At 70.9% G+C, this 20,293-nt stretch carries 13 protein-coding genes and 2 pseudogenes; 14 read left to right on the top strand and 1 reads right to left on the bottom strand.

Annotated features, from left to right (window positions below):
- Window positions 1-3: 3 nt before the first annotated feature.
- From dapF to LJ657_RS43715, 5 genes and pseudogenes are all read left to right on the top strand, one after another.
- Window positions 4-879, top strand: coding sequence for a diaminopimelate epimerase (dapF, locus tag LJ657_RS43735; RefSeq protein ID WP_232655286.1), 876 nt, complete (start codon window positions 4-6; stop codon window positions 877-879).
- 298 nt (window positions 880-1,177) lie between these two features.
- A complete protein-coding gene (locus tag LJ657_RS43730) occupies window positions 1,178-3,313 on the top strand; it encodes a RelA/SpoT family protein (protein WP_232655285.1) in 2,136 nt (711 codons plus the stop codon).
- Between the two features lie 120 nt (window positions 3,314-3,433).
- On the top strand, window positions 3,434-4,984 hold the full coding sequence (locus LJ657_RS43725; protein ID WP_232655284.1) for a M1 family metallopeptidase: 1,551 nt from the start codon (window positions 3,434-3,436) through the stop codon (window positions 4,982-4,984).
- A gap of 160 nt (window positions 4,985-5,144) precedes the next feature.
- Window positions 5,145-6,638 (top strand): GTPase HflX, encoded by a 1,494-nt coding sequence (hflX, locus tag LJ657_RS43720; RefSeq protein ID WP_232655283.1) that lies wholly within the window; start codon window positions 5,145-5,147, stop codon window positions 6,636-6,638.
- A gap of 103 nt (window positions 6,639-6,741) precedes the next feature.
- A pseudogene (locus tag LJ657_RS43715) lies at window positions 6,742-7,905 on the top strand (IS30 family transposase).
- A 110-nt stretch (window positions 7,906-8,015) separates the two neighbouring features.
- Here the strand turns inward: LJ657_RS43715 and LJ657_RS43710 are convergent.
- Window positions 8,016-9,254, bottom strand: coding sequence for a trypsin-like serine peptidase (locus LJ657_RS43710; protein ID WP_232655282.1), 1,239 nt, complete (start codon window positions 9,252-9,254; stop codon window positions 8,016-8,018).
- 392 nt (window positions 9,255-9,646) lie between these two features.
- Here LJ657_RS43710 and LJ657_RS43705 point away from each other — a divergent pair, with 392 nt between their 5' ends.
- From LJ657_RS43705 to LJ657_RS43660, 9 genes and pseudogenes are all read left to right on the top strand, one after another.
- Entirely contained in the window at window positions 9,647-11,422 is a 1,776-nt protein-coding gene (locus LJ657_RS43705) for a DUF6185 family protein (RefSeq protein WP_232655281.1), read from the top strand.
- Window positions 11,307-11,585: a DUF6185 family protein gene (locus tag LJ657_RS43700; protein ID WP_372488061.1), complete on the top strand. Its 279-nt coding sequence runs from the start codon at window positions 11,307-11,309 to the stop codon at window positions 11,583-11,585. Before LJ657_RS43705 ends, LJ657_RS43700 begins: the two co-directional genes overlap by 116 nt.
- Window positions 11,586-11,777: 192 nt before the next feature.
- Window positions 11,778-12,641 (top strand): annotated as a pseudogene (locus LJ657_RS49455) (IS630 family transposase); the annotation flags it as partial.
- Between the two features lie 194 nt (window positions 12,642-12,835).
- Window positions 12,836-13,405: a dihydrofolate reductase family protein gene (locus LJ657_RS43685; protein ID WP_232655279.1), complete on the top strand. Its 570-nt coding sequence runs from the start codon at window positions 12,836-12,838 to the stop codon at window positions 13,403-13,405.
- A gap of 8 nt (window positions 13,406-13,413) precedes the next feature.
- Entirely contained in the window at window positions 13,414-14,376 is a 963-nt protein-coding gene (locus LJ657_RS43680) for a GNAT family N-acetyltransferase (RefSeq protein ID WP_232655278.1), read from the top strand.
- 117 nt (window positions 14,377-14,493) lie between these two features.
- Entirely contained in the window at window positions 14,494-17,256 is a 2,763-nt protein-coding gene (locus tag LJ657_RS43675; RefSeq protein WP_232655277.1) for an ATP-binding protein, read from the top strand.
- 344 nt (window positions 17,257-17,600) lie between these two features.
- Window positions 17,601-18,542: a heavy metal-binding domain-containing protein gene (locus tag LJ657_RS43670; protein WP_232655276.1), complete on the top strand. Its 942-nt coding sequence runs from the start codon at window positions 17,601-17,603 to the stop codon at window positions 18,540-18,542.
- A gap of 13 nt (window positions 18,543-18,555) precedes the next feature.
- Complete coding sequence (locus tag LJ657_RS43665; protein WP_232655275.1) at window positions 18,556-19,416, top strand: heavy metal-binding domain-containing protein; 861 nt, start codon at window positions 18,556-18,558, stop codon at window positions 19,414-19,416.
- A 51-nt stretch (window positions 19,417-19,467) separates the two neighbouring features.
- Window positions 19,468-19,905, top strand: coding sequence for a hypothetical protein (locus LJ657_RS43660; RefSeq protein ID WP_232655274.1), 438 nt, complete (start codon window positions 19,468-19,470; stop codon window positions 19,903-19,905).
- Window positions 19,906-20,293: the final 388 nt, after the last annotated feature.

Genomic DNA, 20,293 nt, shown 5'->3' with positions numbered 1-20,293 from the left:
GGAATGAGCACGCGCACGCGGATCGCCTTCCTCAAGGGTCACGGCACGGAGAACGACTTCGTGATCGTGCCGGACCCCGAGAACTCCATCGACCTGCCCCCGACCGCCGTCGCCGCCCTGTGCGACCGCCGCGCGGGCATCGGCGGTGACGGCCTGCTGCACGTGGTGCGGTCCGCCGCGCACCCCGAGGCGCGGCACATGGCCGCCGAGGCCGAGTGGTTCATGGACTACCGCAACGGCGACGGCTCGATCGCGGAGATGTGCGGCAACGGCGTGCGGGTGTTCGCGCGCTACCTCCAGCGCGCCGGATACGTCGGCGAGGGCGACCTCGCGGTGGCCACGCGCGGGGGCGTGAAGAGCGCGCACATCGCGAAGGACGGTGACATCACCGTCGGCATGGGCCGGGCGCGCCTCCCGGAAGGGGACGTCACGGTGAGCGTCGGCGAGCGCAGCTGGCCCGCGCGGAACGTGAACATGGGCAACCCGCACGCGGTCGCGTTCGTCGACGACCTCGCACACGCCGGCACCCTGTACTCACCACCGCCGTTCAGCCCGGCCTCCGCCTACCCGGACGGCGTGAACGTGGAGTTCGTGGTCGACCGCGGCCCCCGGCACGTCGCCCTGCGTGTGCACGAGCGCGGCGCGGGCGAGACCCGCTCGTGCGGCACGGGCGCGTGCGCCGTCGCCGTGGCCGCCGCCCGCCGGGACGGCGCCGACCCCGCCGTCACCGGGGACCCGGCGACGTACACCGTCGATGTGCCCGGCGGGACCCTGGTCATCACCGAACAGCCCGACGGCGAGATCGAGATGACCGGCCCCGCAGTGATCGTCGCGGAGGGCGAAATCGAACCCGAGTGGCTGGAAACCTTCGTTCGCTGAACGGGGCGGTGGCTTGGGATCCGAGGCCTGTGTGCCGGAGGACGCACAGGAGTATCTCCGGGGCGAGAACCGCGCGTTCGAAATCATGGGCGGCCTCGTGTCGCATGGCGCGAAACCGTAAACCTGCAGACCGTCGCTCGAATGGGTGATCCGTTTCACGCTCGGCGAGAGGCGGTCAGCCGCACGTGATGGGCTCGGTAGCATCAAGCACCGGCCTGGACGGGGGACCGTTGCCATCCCCTGAGCCGTGTCCGCCATGGGGCACCCCGTCCGCCGGTCCACGCAGCCGGAGGTGCCCATGAGTGCGGAGGCCACGAATCCCGCGACCCCAGGTCCGGTAACAGGCCCGGCGGCGCGCTGGCGGGCGCGGATCGACCTGCGCCGCCTCGGCCGTGCCGCCCTGCTCGGCCCCGCCACCCGTGACCGGCTGCCCAGCGCCATCAGCCATGTCGTCGACGCCCACCGGGCCCACTACCCCAGCGCCGACCTCGAACCCCTGCGCCGCGCCTACGTGCTGGCCGAGTCCTCGCACCGCGGCCAGATGCGCAAGAGCGGCGAGCCGTACATCACGCACCCGCTCGCCGTGACGCTGATCCTCGCCGAACTCGGCGCGGAGACCACGACTTTGACGGCCTCTCTGCTCCACGACACCGTCGAGGACACGGATGTGACCCTCGATCAGGTCGGCGAGGAGTTCGGTTCGGAGGTCCGCTATCTCGTCGACGGCGTCACGAAGTTGGAGAAGGTCGACTACGGCGCCGCCGCGGAGCCCGAGACCTTCCGCAAGATGCTCGTCGCCACCGGCAGCGACGTCCGCGTGATGTCGATCAAACTCGCCGACCGGCTGCACAACATGCGCACCCTCGGTGTCATGCGTCCGGAGAAGCAGGCACGCATCGCCAAGGTCACCCGCGACGTCCTCATCCCGCTCGCCGAGCGGCTCGGCGTCCAGGCGCTGAAGACCGAACTGGAGGACCTGGTCTTCGCGATTCTCCACCCCGAAGAGTACGAGCACACGCGGGAGTTGATCGTCGACAACGCCTCCCGCGCCGACGACCCGCTCGCCGAGATCGCCGACGAGGTACGAGGTGTGCTGCGCGACGCCGACATCCCGGCCGAAGTCGTCATCCGGCCGCGGCACTTCGTCTCCGTCCACCGCATCGCCCGCAAGCGCGGCCAGCTGCGCGGTTGCGACTTCGGCCGTCTGCTGGTGCTGGTGAACGAGGACGCGGACTGCTACGGCGTCCTGGGCGAACTGCACACCTGTATGACACCCGTGGTCTCGGAGTTCAAGGACTTCATCGCCGTCCCGAAATTCAACCTGTACCAGTCCCTGCACACCGCGGTCGCCCGCGCGGACGGCCAGGTCGCCGAAGTCCTCATCCGCACCCACCAGATGCACAAGGCCGCCGAGGCGGGCGTCGTCGCGCTCGGCAATCCCTACGCTCCTCCTCCGGAGGAGCACGCTCCGGCCGACGGCGAGCGCGTCGACCCCACCCGGCCCGGCTGGTTGTCCCGCCTCCTCGACTGGCAGGAGGCCGCGCCCGACCCGGACACGTTCTGGTCCACTCTCCGCGAGGACCTCGCCCAGGACCGAGAGATCACCGTCTTCCGTCCCGACGGCGGCACGCTCGGCCTGCCCGAGGGCGCCACCTGCGTCGACGCCGCATACGCCCAGTACGGCGAGGACGCGCACGCGTGCATCGGCGCCCGCGTCAACGGCCGCCTGGCGACGCTGAGTACGGTCCTGAGGGACGGCGACACGGTCCAGCTCCTCATGGGTCAGGACCCGGCCTCCGAGCCCTCCAGGGAGTGGCTGGAGCACGCTCATACGCCTGCTGCCCGTATCGCCATCCAGCGGTGGCTCGCGGCGCACCCGACGCACGAGGAGGTGCAGGAGGAGGAGCGGGAGCGGGTGTACGAGTCCGACGAGGAGCTCTCGGCCGCTCCCCGGCCCGCCGCCGAGGGAGCGACTTCCCGCCCCACCACCGCCGACATCACGGTCGACCAGCCCGGCGCGACCGTACGCCTCGCCGGCTGCTGCACGCCCGTACCGCCCGACGAGGTGACCGGCTTCGCCGTACGGGGCGGTGTGGTCACCGTCCACCGCGTCGAGTGCGCCGCAGTGGAGCGCATGAAGAGCGGGGGGCGCGCGGAAGTCGACGTGCGCTGGGGGGACACCATCGAGTGCCGGGTCACGCTGCTCGCCGAATCGTTCGTCCGCCCCCATCTGCTGGCGGACCTGACGGAAGCGATGGCCCTCGAAGGCGCCGAGATCGTGTCCGCGACCGTCGAACCCCCGACCCAGCAGCGCGTCCGCCACACGTACACACTCCAACTTCCGGACGCGGCCCACCTGCCCGCGCTGATGCGGGCGATGCGGAACGTACCCGGGGTCTACGACGTGAGCCGGGCGCAGACGCCGGGGGTGTGAGCCCTCAGGCGCGCGCCCCCTGGCGCCTGAGACGTACACCCGCACCCCAGACCTACCCATTCGGGTGGGCCGAACGCGAGTCGTCGCCGTCCGGCACGCGCGCGCTGATAGCCGTGATCCATGCTGCTCACCCCGCGCTCCCAGGCCCAACGACCCGACGGCCCGCGTCCCGGCATCGCGGCTCGGTTCCGCCGCCCTCCCCGGACCCCCGGCCGCCTGAAGGCGACCGCGCTGCTCGCCTCCGCCGTCTCCGTCTGCCTCCTGGCCGCGAGCTCGCCCCCGGCACCCCTGGGCATCGGCGACCGCCTCTACCCGGACCTCGGCAACCCCGGATACGACGTGCAGTCGTACAACCTCGCCTTCACCTATCCCGGCACCAACAGCAAGCCGCTCCAGGCGACCACCACGATCTACGCCCGGACGACCACGGACCTGGCCCGGCTCAACCTCGATTTCGCGCACGGCAAGGTCGAGTCGGTCAAGGTCAACGGTGAGCCGGCCACGTTCACCAGCGCGGGTGACGACCTCGTCGTCACGCCCGCCAGGCCGCTGCCCCGGGACACCTGGACGCGGATCACCGTGCGGCACACCAGCGACCCCGTGGCCGCCAAGGACCAGGACGGCGGCTGGGTACGCACCGAGGACGGGCTCGCCATGGCCAACCAGGCCGATGCCGCACACCTGGTGTTCCCGTGCAACGACCACCCCTCCGACAAGGCGCTGTTCACCATCCGGATCACCGCCCCCAACGGCTACACCGCCGTGGCCAACGGCCTGCCGACCGGCGTGGAGCACAGCGGCACGTCCACCACCTGGACGTATCGCACCCGACACCCCATGGCCACCGAGCTCGCCCAGGTGTCCATCGGCCGCTCCACCGTGCTGCACCGCACCGGGCCGCACCACCTGCCCGTACGCGACGTCGTGCCCACCAAGGACGCCAATGAGCTCGGACCGTGGCTCGCCAAGACCCCCGACCAGATCGCCTGGATGGAGAGCAAGGTCGGCCGCTACCCCTTCGAGACGTACGGCCTGCTCATGGCGCAGGCGTCCACCGGCTTCGAACTCGAGACACAGACGCTCTCTCTCTTCGAGAGAGAGCTCTTCACCGGCCACACCTACCCCAAGTGGTACGTCGAGTCGATCATGGTGCACGAGCTGTCCCACCAGTGGTTCGGCGACAGCGTCAGTCCTCAGACCTGGTCCGACCTGTGGCTCAACGAAGGGCACGCCACGTGGTACGAGGCGCTGTACGCGGAGGAGGTGGGCCACAAGCCGATGGAGACGCGCATGAAGGCCGCATACGCCGCCTCCGACGGCTGGCGCGCCGCCGGTGGCCCGCCGGCCGCGCCCAAGGCGCCCGACCCCGGTCAGAAGATCAGCATCTTCCGGCCGAACGTCTACGACGGAGCCGCGCTCGCGCTCTATGCCCTGCGCCAGGAGATCGGCCGCCCCGCCTTCGAGCGCCTGGAACGGTCCTGGGTGAACCTCCACCGCGACGGCACGGCCACCACCGCCGACTATGAACGGCTCGCCTCCCAGATCTCGGGGCGCGACCTGAGCGGCTTCTTCAAGGGCTGGCTGTACGGCGAGAAGACCCCGCCGATGCCCGGTCACCCGGACTGGAAGCCGGCCGCGCCCGGCGCGCAGGCTGGGAAATCCGCGAAATGAAGCGATGAGAATAAGGCGATGCCCGGACGGGCCGTGCCGTGCGACCATCTTCGGGTCGGCGCGGCACGGGTCGCGGGAATCTCCCGGGGTACTCGTACGTTGTGCACAGTGATTGCTGTCGCGACCGCCGCACCGGAATCCCCATCGACGTAAGGATCCAATGACCTCCTCTTCATCCCCTTCCCAGGACACTGAGCGCTTCGCGCACACCTCCCCCGAGCGGCTTCGGGCCGATGCCCTGATGGAAGAGGACGTCGCCTGGAGCCACGAGATCGACGGAGAGCGGGACGGCGACCAGTTCGACCGCTCCGAGCGGGCGGCTCTGCGCCGTGTGGCGGGCCTCTCCACCGAACTTGAGGACGTCACCGAGGTCGAGTACCGCCAGCTCCGCCTGGAGCGCGTCGTGCTCGTCGGCGTCTGGACCACGGGGACCGTGCAGGACTCGGAGAACTCCCTCGCTGAGCTCGCCGCCCTCGCGGAGACCGCGGGCGCGCTGGTGCTCGACGGCGTGATCCAGCGCCGCGACAAGCCCGACGCCGCCACCTACATCGGCTCCGGCAAGGCCTACGAGCTGCGGGACATCGTTCTCGAAACGGGCGCGGACACTGTCATCTGCGACGGTGAACTCAGCCCGGGCCAGCTCATCCACCTCGAAGACGTCGTCAAGGTCAAGGTCATCGACCGTACGGCCCTGATCCTCGACATCTTCGCCCAGCATGCCAAGTCCCGTGAGGGCAAGGCGCAGGTCGCGCTGGCGCAGATGCAGTACATGCTGCCGAGGCTGCGCGGCTGGGGTCAGTCGCTGTCCCGGCAGATGGGCGGCGGCAAGGGCGGCGGCCTCGCCACCCGTGGTCCCGGTGAGACCAAGATCGAGACGGACCGGCGACGGATCCGCGAGAAGATGGCGAAGATGCGCCGGGAGATCGCGGAGATGAAGACCGGCCGCGAGATCAAGCGACAGGAGCGCAAGCGCCACAGGGTGCCGTCCGTCGCCATCGCCGGCTACACCAACGCCGGCAAGTCCTCCCTGCTCAACCGCCTCACAGGCGCGGGCGTCCTGGTCGAGAACGCCCTGTTCGCGACCCTGGACCCGACCGTCCGCCGGGCGGAGACCCCAAGCGGCCGCCTGTACACGCTGGCCGACACCGTCGGATTTGTACGGCACCTGCCGCACCACCTGGTCGAGGCGTTCCGCTCCACCATGGAGGAGGTCGGCGAGTCCGACCTGATCCTGCACGTGGTCGACGGCTCGCACCCGGCGCCGGAGGAGCAGCTGGCCGCAGTACGCGAGGTGATCAGGGACGTCGGCGCCACCGACGTACCCGAGATCGTCGTGATCAACAAGGCGGACGCGGCCGACCCGCTGACCCTCCAGCGGCTCATGCGGATGGAGAAGCGTTCCATCGCCGTCTCGGCCCGCACCGGCAAGGGCATCCAGGAGCTGCTCGCCCTCATCGACAACGAGCTGCCCAGGCCGTCCGTCGAGGTCGAGGCCTTGGTGCCGTACACCCACGGCAAGCTGGTCGCCCGCGCGCACGACGAGGGCGAAGTGATCTCCGAGGAGCACACCCCGGAGGGCACGCTGCTCAAGGCACGGGTGCACGAGGAACTGGCGGCGGACCTCGCGCCGTACGTCCCGGCACAGGCCGTCTGAGCCGCGGGACTGCATTCCCGCGGAATCGAGAATCGCCGAAGGCCCGTCCCCTTGCACCTTCCCTTCTAAGTGGTCGTCGCAACACCCCGGTCCAGGGGATGCGATGGACTTCAAGATCCGGGAGATCCGGACGGTGGCTCAGGGGCGTAAGCGGCTGTTGCGTGAGCGGGAGGCATACTCCCAGCTCATGCAGCAGGGCCTGAGCAACAAAGAGGCGTGCCGGATCGTCGGCATCAACGAGAAGACCGGGGCGCCGGTGGCGCAACGGCCGCAACGCCGACCGTCATCAGAGGGCGGCACGACCGGGCAATGCGGTGGTGCCGCCCTCTGATCCGTCCCGGTACCTGCGCGAGTCCGACCGTTCCACAGAGCCGACCGGCTGAGGGAGAAGGCGACGGTCCGGGCGATCGCCGCCGAGCTGGGCCGCAGCCCGTCCACCAACAGCCGGGAGATCCGCCGCAACCGGCACCCGGCGAACGGCCAGTACCGCCCGCACGCCGCCCGGGCCCGTGCCGATGCCCGCCGACCCCTGCCCCGAGCCGGGGAAGACCGGCCAGAACCCGAACTGCGCGATGTCGTCCAGGACCGCCTGCATCTGCGGTGGAGCCCCGAGCAGATCTGCCAGGCTCTGCGGCCACACGTCCCCGACCGGCCGCAGATGCACGTGGTCCACGAGACCGTCCACCAGGCCCTCCACGTCCAGGGCCGGGGCGAACTGCGCCGCGAACCGGCCCGCACCCTGCGCACCGGCCGCGCCCGGCGCAGGCCACGCCGCCAGGCCCAGCAGCGCCGGCCACGGTTCACCACCCCCATGGTCATGATCAGCGAACGGCCCGCCGAGGCCGAGGACCGGGCCGTGCCCGGACACCGGGAGGGCGACCTCATCATCGGCAAGGACGGGAAGCCGGCCATCGCCACCCTGACCGAACGCGCCACCCGTCACGTCATGCTCCTGCACCTGCCCGGCGACCACGGCGCCGAGAGCGTCCGCGAGGCTCTGCTCACCACGGTCCAGACCCTGCCGTCCCACCTCATGCGGTCCCTGACCTGGAACCAGGGCTCCAAGACGGGCACTCACGGCGCCTTCACCCTCGCCACCGACATCCCGACCAGCTCGACAAACACAGAGTCACCCAAGGGCACCGACCTTGCCGCCCACACCCGCGACCACCTGGACGCCGTCGCCGCCGAACTCAACGGGCGCCCACGCAAAACGCTCGGCTGGGAAACCCCGGCCGAGCGCCTGCACAAACCGCTCGCGGCCTGATCAACACGACCACGTGTTGCGACGGCCCCTGGAAAGCACCCACCGAGGGGCGGGCCTTCAGCACGAGCAGGGGTGCCGGTCGCCCGGCACTTCCTGCTCTCCGTTGCTCTCTACTGACCGGCGAACTTCTTGCTGACCGAGTCGTACACACCCTTGGCCACGGCGCCCAGGCGCGGTCCGGCCAGCCAGCCCGAAGTCACCGGGCCGATCGAGGTGTTGGACACCAGTGCCGGCTTGCCGTCCGAGCCCGTCGTGACCCAGCCGCCGCCGGACGAACCGCCGGTCATGGTGCAGCCGATGCGGTACATCGTCGGGTCGGAGGTCTTCATCGACAGCCGTCCCGGCTTGTCCGTGCACTGGAACATCTTCTGGCCGTCGAACGGCGCGGCGGCCGGGTAACCGGTCGCGGTGATGCTGAGAACCTTCGGCACGGCCGGAGCGTTGAAGTCGACGGGCAGTGCCGAACCGACCGTCTCCTCCAGCGACTTGCCGTTGCCGCCCTTCTCCGGCGTCACATGGATGACGGCGTAGTCGTACGAGGCACCGTCACCGCCGGTCTCGCCGCCCGTCTCGATCCACTGCTGAGAGGTCTGCGCCCAGTCACCCCACCACACGCCGTACGGGGCGGCCTCCTCCTTGGTGGCGTTCTGCAGCTGGGCGGCCGATTTGCCCGCGTTGTTGTACGACGGCACGAACGCGATGTTGCGGTACCAGCCGCCCTTCTTGCCGGCATGCACGCAGTGGCCCGCCGTCCACACGAGGTTCGACTTGCCGGGGTGGGCCGGGTCCTCCACGACCGTCGCCGAGCAGACCATCGTGCCCTCGGGGGAGTCGAAGAACACCTTCCCGGACGCCGCCGCGTTGGCGTGGTACGTAGGCGCCACGGCCTTCGCTTGCACTGCTGCCGGCGTCGGGTCGGTCACCCCCTGGTCGCCGGAGAGGTCGTTGTTGTCGACGCCCTTGTCCGGGTCGTTGGCCTTCCGCATCCGGTCCGGGTTCCACAGGCCCTTGATGATCGGGTTGATGAAGTCGTCGGCCTCGCGCAGCCAGTCGTCCTTGTTCCAGTTCTTCCAGGCCCCGTGCTTCCACTTGTCGATGTCGAACCCGTGCTCTTTGAGCTTGTTCTTGATGTCGTCCGGGATCTTGATCTTGCCGTCGCCGCTGCTGCCGGTGTCAGTCGCCGAGGAAGCGGCGGAGGCCTGGCCGTCCGCCTTGTCGTTGCCCGAGTTGCAGGCGGTGGTGGTGAGCGCCAGCGCCGACGCGAGGGCAACGGCGGCGAGAGCGGGGGAGGTTCTGCGGCGGGCCCCCCTCTCCCGGCGGACGGTGACGAACGGCCTTATGGATCGCATGCTCTTACTCCCCCTGGGGTGAACTGAACGAATCGGGTGCTGCGGCCGTGATGTCACGCTCGACGCAGGTGATCCCACGTGACGTCAGGGCTCCTTGGAACGGCATCACACACTATGCGCTCGCTGTGGGGGACTTCCGATGGAACGGCAACGGTTTCGCTACGACCTGTCTGACCTGGCAATCGTCGAGGCATAGCCCGATTTGACGTCTTGTCTTGTCTGGTCCGATCCTGCGTTGTCGGCCCCCGTTGATGTCAACAACTGGTGTCAGCCACAGCGTTGACATCAGCCCCCGAGCCCTCGGTCTTCCGGGGGGCTCTTGGCATGGGCTGGGACAGATGGAGCTTGGTCACCAGACAGAGCCGATGAGGCTGCCATAGGCCGACCGGTCCGTGGACCGGTCGGAGCACCGGCTGGGCGGCAACGCGAAGGTGTCGGGCCAGAAGCTGCTCGAAGTCCTCGGCTGGATACAGGACACCATCACCGAACCGGTACTGCGACACCTCGGCCACACCACCGCGCCCCCGGCACACCGGCCCTGGCCACGCATGTGGTGGTGCCCCGTCGGTCCGATCGCCCTCCTGCCCCTGCACGCCGCCGGCCATCACACGGCCTCGTCCCGTGCCGACTCGGTCATGGACCGCGATCGTCTGATCGCCGTGGGACTCGACCGGCTCGGTGCCCTGCTGTGGGTGGCGACGCTGTCCGCGTTGCTGCTCGTCGCGGTCCTCCTGTATCGCCGGCGCTCCGCGGCTCCCAGTGGCATCCAGCGTCGTACTCTGCGCAATCTTGCCGTGTGGGCCCCCGCGGCCGTCGTTCTCTTCGTGCTGGCCCATACGGACGACGTGATCCTTCGGTACGAGGAGAGGCACGACCTGGCATGGTCGTGGCCGGATCAGAACATCCTCCTTGGAGACGCCTTCGCCCTCGGGGCCGTCGCCGTGCTGTTCTCCTTCGCCCGACCAGCCTGGCGGTTCTGGGCGGCGGGTGCGCTGCTGGCCGTCCCGCCAGCGGCGACGATGAGCATGCCGCAGTGGTTCGGCCTGCGCCCGTCACGCTGGGCAGACACCTACGAAGCGTCGGGCGGCGCACTCGCCGCTCAGACCACGGCCTCCTGCTGTCTCATGGCGCTCACCCTGCTCGGCTGCGTCGCGGTGGCCTGGCGGCTCGCCGTCGACGGGGGGCTGCTCCCGCAGAGCCGCCGCTTCCCCGGGCGGGACCGGGTTCTGCAACTGCGCCTCGCCGTGCCCGCGGTCCTCGTGTGGACCGTGTTCACGGCTGTCTGCTTCGCGCTCGTGGAGGAGCAGAACTGGCAGCGTGCCACCTGGCTCAGCGACCGCGGAAGCCTCGAGTACGGAACCGACCACCGGCTCAACTTTCTCTGGGAAGCGGTGCACTCCGCCTCCGACGGCCAGGAGTTGATCCTCGATCACGCGTGGATCCTGACCAGCCTCGCCGTGCTCGCCGTGCTCCGTACCTGGCGCGCCACCCCAGCGGCCCCGTCGGTGCCATCTTCGACGTCGCCCCTGGACGACTGGGCGGACCGCCTGCTGTTCCTTGCCTTCTTCCCTCTCGCAGTCGGCCTCGACGACGGCCATTACGTGAACAACGGACTTGTCCAGGTCATCTGGATACCTCTGTACTTGCTGGCCCTGTACGGAGTGGTGGCGATCCCCGCCCGCAGCGCCGTTCTGGCCCAGCCCCTGGAGGCCTCCGGGCGGCCCCTGGCCACAGTCATCGGCCCCAGTGCCCGAGCGACTCTGCTGGAAAAGTCCCGGAACTACAGGGAGACCCACGCAATACTCCGCCGCCTCGACCAAGGGCTCCTGGACGACAGCCGACCCGAACGCAAGAACCTGGAAGCGGAGTTGGACGGGCTGCACGACTGGCCTGTGAGCGGTTCCCCGGCAGGCGAGCGGCTTCCCGCGAAGGTGTCGGTGGTCGATGCGTCCCTGGCACTAGGACCACGGGACGACTGGTGGGCCAACGGCGTCCGCGGCGCCCGCTTCGCCCTGACACCCGGCCTGCCCGTTCCCGGTCGGCCTGGATGGACTGGGCGGCTGGTTCACCCAGGAAGGCTTCGCAAACCATGCCCTCTATACGTCGACGATGCTGGTCGTCCTCACCGTCACCGGAATCGCGCTCGACCTCGACACCTTCTCCGGTGAACGCCGCTACTGGCAGAGTCGTCTGGGTCTCCTCCTGTCCGTCTCCCAGATGCGCTACTACTCCCTGCAGGTCGCCTACCTCATCGCCCAGGTCATTGCCGTGATCTCGATCTGGCAGTTCTTCGCGGAGCCCACCGTGATGCCTGCGGCTGGGGGGAAGTGAGCTTCTTCAGGGTGCCGGACTGGGCTTGCTGCGGGAGGACGCGCCTGGCCGATCCAGCGTCTTGGACATGCCACCGGCCCCCAACGGCGGCTGCTGCCGATCAATGACAGCTTTTACTGACTTCGGCGTTTCGGGGTCCGGATCCGTGTCGGGACCGGTGACGCGATGCGTCCGGGCTGGTACGCGGGAGGTATGCGGTATCCGGACGGGGGCGGGCTGACCGCCGAGCAGCGCAGGCGCCGCGAAGGGGTGCGGATGCGGGCCGTTGACCTCTTCGAGGAGGGCGTGGAAGTCGCGTGCGCTGCCCGGGAGTTACGGGTGAGCGAGAAGTCGGTCTACCAGTGGCGCCGTACCTGGAGGACGGACGGACGCGAGGCGCTGCGTTCCAGAGGTCCCTCCGGCTACGGCTGCCGGCTCGGCCCCCACCTGCAGGCCAAGCTCGCAGCGTGGCTCGACGAGGGGCCGGCCGCGCATGGCTGGGTGGACGACCAGGTGTGGACCGCGGCAAGGGTACGCACGGTGATCGGGCGGAAGTTCCACATCTCCTACAGCGTCTCCGGGGTCACCCGGCTGCTGCACCGGATGGGCTGCAGCGTGCAGATGCCCGCCCGGCCCGACAACGCGACGAGGACGCGATCACCGCTTGGCGGGAGGCGACCTGGCAGGAGGCAAAACCCTCCGGGCGGCGACCGGCGCGTTCGTCTGCTTCGAGGACGAGGCGGGAGTGACCGGCCGTCCGCCCAAGGGCCGCACCTGGGGCCGACGCGGCATCACCCCGAGAGTCAGGGTCTCCGGCCGCGGCCGGGGACGGCTCTCGGTGGCCGGGCTGCTGTGCTTCCGGCCGGGCCTGCCCGCCCGTTTGTGCTACCGGCTGCGTCGGCATACCGGCCGCAAGGGCGAGCGTCGCTCGCTGGGCGAGACGGCCTACATTCGCCTGGTGGACGGCGCTCACCAACTGCTGAAGGCCCCGCTGATCGTGGTGTGGGACCGGTTGAGCACCACATCTCCAAGACGATGCAGGCACTCGTTGCCGAGCGGGTCTGGCTGACTGTGGTGGCGGATCGTCCGGAGCGCCGCCGCGATCCGGGAGTTGTCCAGGCCGACGGCTGACGACGGCAGCGGGAAGGGCCGGCAAGTCGGACTGGCACATTGGGTCGTCGTGACCGATGCCCGGTGCGGTGACCGGGGCCTAGGTTCGGGCTGTCCTCGTCGGTCGCCCGACGGTCACCCAGCGAAGTGAAAGGCGGCCCATGCGTCGGCTCACCTACTACATCGGCTGCAGTCTTGACGGGTTCATCGCCGGACCGGACGGGGAGACCGACTCCTCCGGCTTCGACGGTGACCTGAAGGACGCGATCCTCAGCGAGTACCCCGAGACGATCCCCGCCCACGCCCGCGAGGCACTGGGTCTGGCCGACGTGCCCAACAAGGTCTTCGACACGATCCTGATGGGCCGCGCCACCTACGAGCCCGCCCTGCGGATCGGCGTCACCAGCCCCTATCCACACCTGCGGCAGTACGTCTTCTCCTCCACCCTGCCCCGGACCGACCCCGAGGTGGAGGTGGTGTCGGGGAACCCGGTGGAACTTGTCCGCGGCCTCAAGCGGCAGCCGGGCGCGGGCATCTGGCTGTGTGGCGGGGCGAGCCTGGCCGGGCAGCTGCTGGGCGAGATCGACGAACTTTTGCTGAAGCGCTACCCGGTCGTGTCCGGCAGCGGCATCCCGTTGTTCCGCGCCCCCTTCGCCCCCGCCGACTGGCTGCTCAGCGACACCCGGGTCTTCCTCACCGGCACCACCTTGACCAGCTACGTCCGACACTAGGAGCACTGATGCTGTTTCGACCCACGACCGGGGCCGATCTCGAACGCGTGGCCGCGGTGACGGTCCCCGAACCCGTCGGCTGGATCGACTCCGACCGCTACCGGGATGAGCTCGGGCAGGGGATGTACCGGCCGGAGTGGACCTGGGTCGCCGAGGACGGCGACGGGCGGCTGCTGGCCCGCGCCCTGTGGTGGGGCCGGGCGGACAGCGCCCACCCGGTCGCCCTGGACTGCCTGCACGTCGACCCCGCGGCGGGCGACCGGGCCCGGGTGGCGACCGGGCTGCTCACCGCCGGGCTGCAGGCTTTCGCCGCCGCGGGCGCGCCGAAGCCGCCGCTGTACAACCTGACGCTGCCGGTCGGTTGGCGCGACGATGCGGTGGCGGCGGACGCGGTGGCCTGGCGTCGGTCCGCCGCGCGGGCCGCCGGCCTCAGCCATGAGGTGGAGCGGTTGCGGCTGGAGTGGACCAGCAGCGATGCGCGACCGGGGGGCGACAGCCGGCTCACCTTCGCCCCGGCCTCCGACGAGGAGTTCCTCGGGATGTTCCGGCGGATCGCGGTCGGCAGCCTGGACGACGAGACCCGCCGGAACGTGGCCGCGAAGGGTGTGGAGGCGGCCGCTCGGGAGGAGTTGGAGTTCTACCTCGGCTGCCCGGGCGAGCGGGAGTGGTGGCGGCTGGCGTACGGCCCGGACGGGCGGCTCGCCGGACTGGCGATCCCCTCCGCGACGCCCTACGCCCGGAACGTCGGATTCCTCGGTGTGCTGCCCGAGTTCCGTGGCCGCGGCTATGTGGACGACCTGCTCGCCGAGGTCACCAGGAGCCATGCGGAGGCGGGCGCCGACCTGATCACCGCCACCACCGACACCGGGAACGCCCCGATGGCGGCGGCCTTCGCCCGGGCCGGCTACCGGACCACGCAGATCCGGATGATCTGGTCGGCGCCGGTGGCAGAGCAGGAGCAAGCGCCGTAGGCGCAGCGGTCGCCGTCATCGAGTTCGTCCCCGGTCCGTCCCGCCCGGTCCGCGTACAGTGACGATCAACGAGGCCCGACTGTGGCCGGGTTGGCGGATCCGGGGGGACGGGGACGGATGCAGGGACGCGACGAGGAGCTGCGGCGGATCGAGCTGATGCTCGCCGACGCCCTGCGTGGCGAGAGCGGCGCCCTGCTGCTGCATGGCGAGGCAGGCATCGGCAAGACCGCGCTCCTCGAGCACGCCGCCGCCCACGCCAAGGGCCTGCAGGTGCTGCGTGTGGAGGGCATCGAGTCCGAGATGGAGCTGGGCTTCAGCGGGCTGCACCAGCTCTTCCTGCCGGTCCTTGAGGTGCTCGACCGGCTGCCCGCCCCGCAGGCCCAGGCGCTGCGCTCCGTCTTCGGCCTCGTCGACGCGCCGGTGCAGGACCGGCTGACCGTCGCCCTCGCCGCGCTGTCCGTCCTGGCCGAGGCCGCCGCCGACACGCCCCTGCTGTGTCTCGTCGACGACGTGCAGTGGCTGGACCAGCCGTCCGTGGATGTGCTGGCTTTCGCCGCCCGGAGGCTGCGCGCCGAGGGCGTTGCGATGCTCTTCGCCGCCCGCGGCGACTCGCCCGGCAGCACCGGGCGGGCGCTGCCCAGCCTGCACGTCACCGGCATCGACCGGGCTGCGGCCGCGGCGCTGCTGCCCGGGCTCGCGCCGCACGTCGCCGAGCAGATCATCGACCAGGCGCAAGGCAATCCGCTGGCGCTGCGGGAGCTGTCAGCAGCGCTCACCCCGGCGCAGCGGTCCGGCCAACTGGGGCCGCTGGTTCTGCCAGAGGTGTCGTCGGCGCTGCCGAGCCGGCTGCAGGAGTCGCTCGCCGAGCGGATCCGCCGGCTGCCCGAGGCCACCCGCCGGATCCTCGCGGTGGCCGCCGCGGACGACACCGGGGACTTGGCCGCAGTGCTGGCGGCGGCGGCCCGGTCCGGGGGATCGGTCGACGACCTGGCGCCCGCCGAGCGGGCCGGGCTGCTGGCCGTCTCTGGCACAGGGCTGCGTTTCCGGCATCCGCTGGTTCGGCTCGCCGCCTACCGCAGCGCGCCGCTCGCGGAGCGGATCGCGGCGCACCTGGCGTTGGCGCAGACGCTGGACGGCGTCGGGCACGCGCACCGCCGGGCCTGGCATCTGGCAGCGGCGGCAACCGGGCCGGACGAGCGGGTGGCCGCGGAGCTGGAGCAGGTCGCCGAGTGGGCGGACAGCCGGCAGGCGATGGCGTCGGCCTCCGCTGCCTACGAGCGGGCCGCTCAGCTGACCGCGGACCCGGCGCTGCGGGCGAGGCGTCTGATCGGCGCGGCGCAGCGAGCCAGCGAGGCCGGACAGGACGAGCGCTGCGGCGCCCTCGCCGACCAGGTGCCGCAGCCGCTGCAGGACCCTGGAATGGCGGCGGACTTCGCCCGGGTGCGGGCCGTGGTCGAGCTCGGCTTCGGCAGCCCGGCGAGGGCCGCCCGGCTCCTCGCCGAGGGCGCGGACGCGACCGCCGCGCAGCGCCCCGACAAGCTCCCCGTGCTGCTGACGGACGCGCTGCACGCGGCGTTCGCCACCGGGGACGCGGCGCTGATCACCGGCATCGCGGCCCGCGCACCCGGTCTACCGGTCCTCGCGGTGCCCGCGCACCTCTTCGCCGAAGCGGAGGACACCCGGCACGAGAACGAGGATGCGGCCGCCGCCGACGTCCCCGCTGCCCCCGACGTCCCCGCTGCCCCCGACGTCCGTGGCGCGCGGCGGCCGCTCGCCGAGCTGGTGGCCGCCTGCGACCGCGACGAAGTCAGCCTGATGGACCGGCTGATGACCGGGCACTACTGCCATCTGCTCGCCGACCACGCGACCGCACATCGGGCCGCCTCCGCCGCCGTGGCGCACTGCCGCGACCGCGGCGTCGGCGGCTGGCTGCCCACCACGCTGCACCTGCTCGCCCAGGTGGAGCTCGCGCTAGGTCGGCGCGACGACGCCTGGGCGCACGCCACCGAGGCGCTGCGGCTCGCCGACTACTACGACCTCGACCACCGGGTCGCCCACCTGCGCGCCCTGCTCGCCGTGCTGTCCGCCGCCCGCGGCGAGGAGGACCGCACCCGTGAACTCGCCGACCTGGCCCTGGAGTACACCCGCCCGCGGGGCGTCGGCCGGGGCACCTCCGACGCGCTGTGGGCGCTGGGCCTGCTCGACCTCGGCTCCGGGCAGACCCAGCGGGCGCTGGAGCGGCTGGAGACGGCGCGGGATGAGGCCGGTCACCCGCTGATGGCCCGCCACCTGCTGCCCGACCTGGTCGAGGCAGCCGTGCGGGCCGGCCGCCCGGAGCGGGCGAAGGCGCCCGCGGATGCCTTCGCGGTCTGCGCGGACGCCCTCCGGCAGCCCGCGGTCGGCGCGCTGCTCCTCCGCTGCCGGGCCCTTGCCGGACCGGATTCCCGGGCCGAGGAGCACTACCTTGCCGCCCTCGACCTGCACTCGGCCGACGACAGCTTCGAGCGGGCCCGCACCGAGCTGCTCTTCGGCGAGTGGCTGCGCCGGCAGCGCCGCAAGCTCGACGCGCGCGAGCGGCTGCGCGCCGCGCTGGAGCGCTTCGACCGGGTGGGCGCTCGGCCGTGGGTGCGGCGGGCCCAGACCGAGCTGCGGGCGGCGGGCGGGCACCACGACCCGGCGCTCGCTGCGGACTCGCCGATCGCGCGGCTGAGTCCGCAGGAGCGCGAGGTGGTGCGGCTCGCCGCGACCGGCGCGACCAACAGGGAGATCGCCACCCAGCTGCTACTGAGCCCGCGCACGGTGGGACACCACCTCTACCGGGCGTTTCCCAAGCTCGGCATCAGCTCCCGCACCCAACTCGCCAACGTGCTCAGCGGGTAGCCGGTGCGGGCAGAAGCTGCGCAGCGGAGCGGGTCGAACCGGGCAGGTCGGTGCTGGTCTCATCGCCCGCCATGGCCGCTGTAATGGCTCCTTGATGCGCTCGATGATGGTCTCCGCAGATGCGGACGGAGGTCGGCCCCCTTCGGCGTCCGCCGAGCCGACGATCACGCCATTGCCCCCGTACGGAGCCCCGGTTCACACAGCTCCTTCGTCCGCTTCTCCGCCTGCTCGCGTGCGTCGCCCTCACCTGCCGCGTGTGCCCCGGGCGGCCGGGCATAGACTCGAGCCGATGTGCCCTCGGTCGGGGCCGGAAGCAGGAAGTTGCTGTCCATGGGCGGGAACTCATGAGCGGGGAATGGACGGGGGCGGGGCTGCCCCCGGTGGCAGCCGCACGCATCGCGGAGGTGCGGAGCAGCGGGACGTGGTCCTCGGCGCTGTCCACCGGTGAATTCGCCGCCCTGCGTGCCGTGGGGTTCGAACCGGTGGGCCAGGTCATGGGCTCGGCCGTCTACCACGTGGGCCGCAGCGGCCGGTACTGGGGCTATCACGACTGTCTTTACGCGGGCGCGCGCTACGCCTTCGGCGGTGGCTCCGCGGGTGTCGCCCTCTCCGGACGTGGCGCCCCGTCCGCCGCGCTCGTCGAGGTGCTCGACCAGGCGCGTCGCTCGGCCCTCGACCGGATGAGTGCGGAGTGCTCGGCCCTGGGTGGCGACGGCGTCGTCGCGGCACAGCTGACGGTTGCGCCTTTCGTGGCGCAGCCCAACTGCCTGGAGTTCAAGGTGATCGGGACCGCGGTGCGCGCGGCCGGGACCGTACGGGCGCCGCAGCCGTTCACCTGCCACCTCGACGGCCAGGGGTTCGCCAAGCTGGTGACCGCGGGATGGGTCCCGGTGGAGCTGCTGTACGGGATGTCCATCGGCGTACGCCACGACGACTACGGCACCCGCGCACAGACGCGCTCGTGGAACAACACCGAGGTCAGCGGCTGGAGCGAACTCGTCCAGACAGTGCGCTCCGACGCCCGTGCGCACCTGCGGGCGCAGAGCGGGCGGCGAGGCGGCGACGGCGTGATCCTCTCCGCGGGCGACCTGCGCATCTGGGGCGAGTCCTGCATGCGCAGCGGCAACAACGAGCAGGAGGACCATGTGGCTGAGGCGACGCTGGTGGGCACCACCGTCGCCCGCTTCACGGCACGCAAGGAGCCGCCCCGCACCCTCACCGTGATGCCGCTCGACCCGGAACGACGCCGGCGGACCATGCGCCGCCCCGCCACCGATACGCGATGAGGGGAAACCGTTCATGACCGTCTTCAACCCCGACGATGGCACTCCTGCCGGCGTACCTGCCCAGGGCGTGCCGGCCGACGCGATGCGGCGGCTGGCCGAGCTGCAGCCGGGCAAGCCGGGTTCGATCTTCACCAGCGACCTGTCGGTCAATGAGTTCCTGCTGGTGCGCGAGGTGGGATTCCGGCCCATCGGCCTCGTACTGGGCAGCTCGATCTACCACGTGGGCATCCAGCTGGGCCGCTGGGGCAAGAACCAGGAGCTGACCACGCTCAGCCAGGCGATGTACCACGCGCGTGAGCTGGCGATGACCCGCATGGAGGCGGAGGCGGCTCAGTTGGGCGCGGACGGCATCGTCGGCGTGCGGCTCAGCGTCGAGGCCCGTGAATTCGGCAGCGACATCGCGGAGTTCATCGCCATCGGCACCGCTGTCAAGGCCGAGCACCCGGCGCCGGGTGGCAACGGAGGCAGCTGGCGCAACCTCAAGGGTCAGCCGTTCACCTCGGACCTCAACGGCCAGGACTTCTGGACGCTCATCCGCGCCGGCTACGCCCCGCTGGGCATGGTGATGGGCACCTGCGTTTACCACATCGCGCACCAGCGGATGGGGCAGATGTTCTCCAACATCGGCAAGAACGTGGAGATCGAGCAGTTCACGCAGGCCCTGTACGACGCCCGTGAGCTGGCGATGGCGCGGATGCAGCACGAGGCGGAGGAACTCCAGGCGGAGGGCGTTGTCGGCGTGCAGCTCAATGCGCACAACCACCGCTGGGGTGGTCACACCACCGAGTTCTTCGCGATCGGCACGGCCGTGCGGCCGCTGCGCGAGGACCACGTCATCGAGCGCCCGACGATCGTGCTCAGCCTGGACGGCTGAGCGCCCGGCCCAGCAGACTTGGAGCAACCGCACACCACGAGAGGCCCCGCGATGACCTCGCCACACGACCCCCTCCCGTTCGAGGCCGGCGGGGAAGCAGACTCCGTCGACCTGCTGACGGCCGCGCTGCGCAGGGACGCCGCCGACCTGGAGGTCTACGCCCAGGTGCTCACCGGGACACTCTCGGAGGCGCTGCCGTCGGGCTCCGTCACCGTCGAGCGCAAGCGGGGCATGGCCGATCGGCTCGCCGGGCGCGACGGCCGCGTCGAGCGGGTCGAGATCTTCCTCGGCGAGCGGCGCCTCGTGCTCAACCTGACGGGCGGACATCCTCAAGGCGAGGTGTGCAACGAGGTCCGCGGCGTGGTGCTCTCACGGCGCCCGGTGGCGCTCGACGAGTGGGTGCGGGAGCTCGCGATCGCGATCGCGGCCCGTGCGCAATCCGACGCACGGGCACGGGAGGCGCTGGAGCGCCTGGTGCTCGGGGAATAAGGAGTCCGCCTCCCCGGCCGCCGACCGGCTGCACGCCTGACTTGCTGAGGCCCGTAAGGGGCGTGCGGGTGGCTGCGCAGACTTTGGCGGAACCAGACTGATGTCGTCATTGGATGTCACATGCGCTGGGCCTGCGCATGTGTTGGACCGGCGACGGTTTCGCTACGACCTGTCTGACCTGGCAATCGTCGAGGCATAGCCCGATTTGATGTCTTGTCCTGTCTGGTCCGATCCTGCGTTGTCGGCCGCCGTTGATGTCAACAACTGAGCGACTCTGTCGGGAATCTTGAGGACGGGCGTCACTTCCCTTGGCGCCACCACAGTGGCCGGGGTAAGTCGCGTGCGTCGAGGTACTGCTGGAATGCTGTGGGAGGGCGGGGCCGGTACG

This window comes from Streptomyces guryensis (genome assembly GCF_021261325.1).
Lineage (GTDB): Bacteria > Actinomycetota > Actinomycetes > Streptomycetales > Streptomycetaceae > Streptomyces > Streptomyces guryensis.
The sequence above is the reverse complement of the archived record's forward strand: the minus strand, read 5'-3'. Positions and strand labels throughout refer to the sequence as shown.

What these genes read in the sequence shown, in the direction of transcription:
- LJ657_RS43680 (WP_232655278.1), top strand. Translation starts at nt 13,414, where the DNA reads ATGCTGTTTCGACCCACGACCGGGGCCGATCTCGAACGCGTGGCCGCG.
- LJ657_RS43675 (WP_232655277.1), top strand. Translation starts at nt 14,494, where the DNA reads ATGCAGGGACGCGACGAGGAGCTGCGGCGGATCGAGCTGATGCTCGCC.
- LJ657_RS43725 (WP_232655284.1), top strand. Translation starts at nt 3,434, where the DNA reads ATGCTGCTCACCCCGCGCTCCCAGGCCCAACGACCCGACGGCCCGCGT.
- hflX (WP_232655283.1), top strand. Translation starts at nt 5,145, where the DNA reads ATGACCTCCTCTTCATCCCCTTCCCAGGACACTGAGCGCTTCGCGCAC.
- LJ657_RS43660 (WP_232655274.1), top strand. Translation starts at nt 19,468, where the DNA reads ATGACCTCGCCACACGACCCCCTCCCGTTCGAGGCCGGCGGGGAAGCA.
- LJ657_RS43665 (WP_232655275.1), top strand. Translation starts at nt 18,556, where the DNA reads ATGACCGTCTTCAACCCCGACGATGGCACTCCTGCCGGCGTACCTGCC.
- dapF (WP_232655286.1), top strand. Translation starts at nt 4, where the DNA reads ATGAGCACGCGCACGCGGATCGCCTTCCTCAAGGGTCACGGCACGGAG.
- LJ657_RS43710 (WP_232655282.1), bottom strand. Translation starts at nt 9,254, where the DNA reads ATGCGATCCATAAGGCCGTTCGTCACCGTCCGCCGGGAGAGGGGGGCC.
- LJ657_RS43670 (WP_232655276.1), top strand. Translation starts at nt 17,601, where the DNA reads ATGAGCGGGGAATGGACGGGGGCGGGGCTGCCCCCGGTGGCAGCCGCA.
- LJ657_RS43730 (WP_232655285.1), top strand. Translation starts at nt 1,178, where the DNA reads ATGAGTGCGGAGGCCACGAATCCCGCGACCCCAGGTCCGGTAACAGGC.
- LJ657_RS43685 (WP_232655279.1), top strand. Translation starts at nt 12,836, where the DNA reads ATGCGTCGGCTCACCTACTACATCGGCTGCAGTCTTGACGGGTTCATC.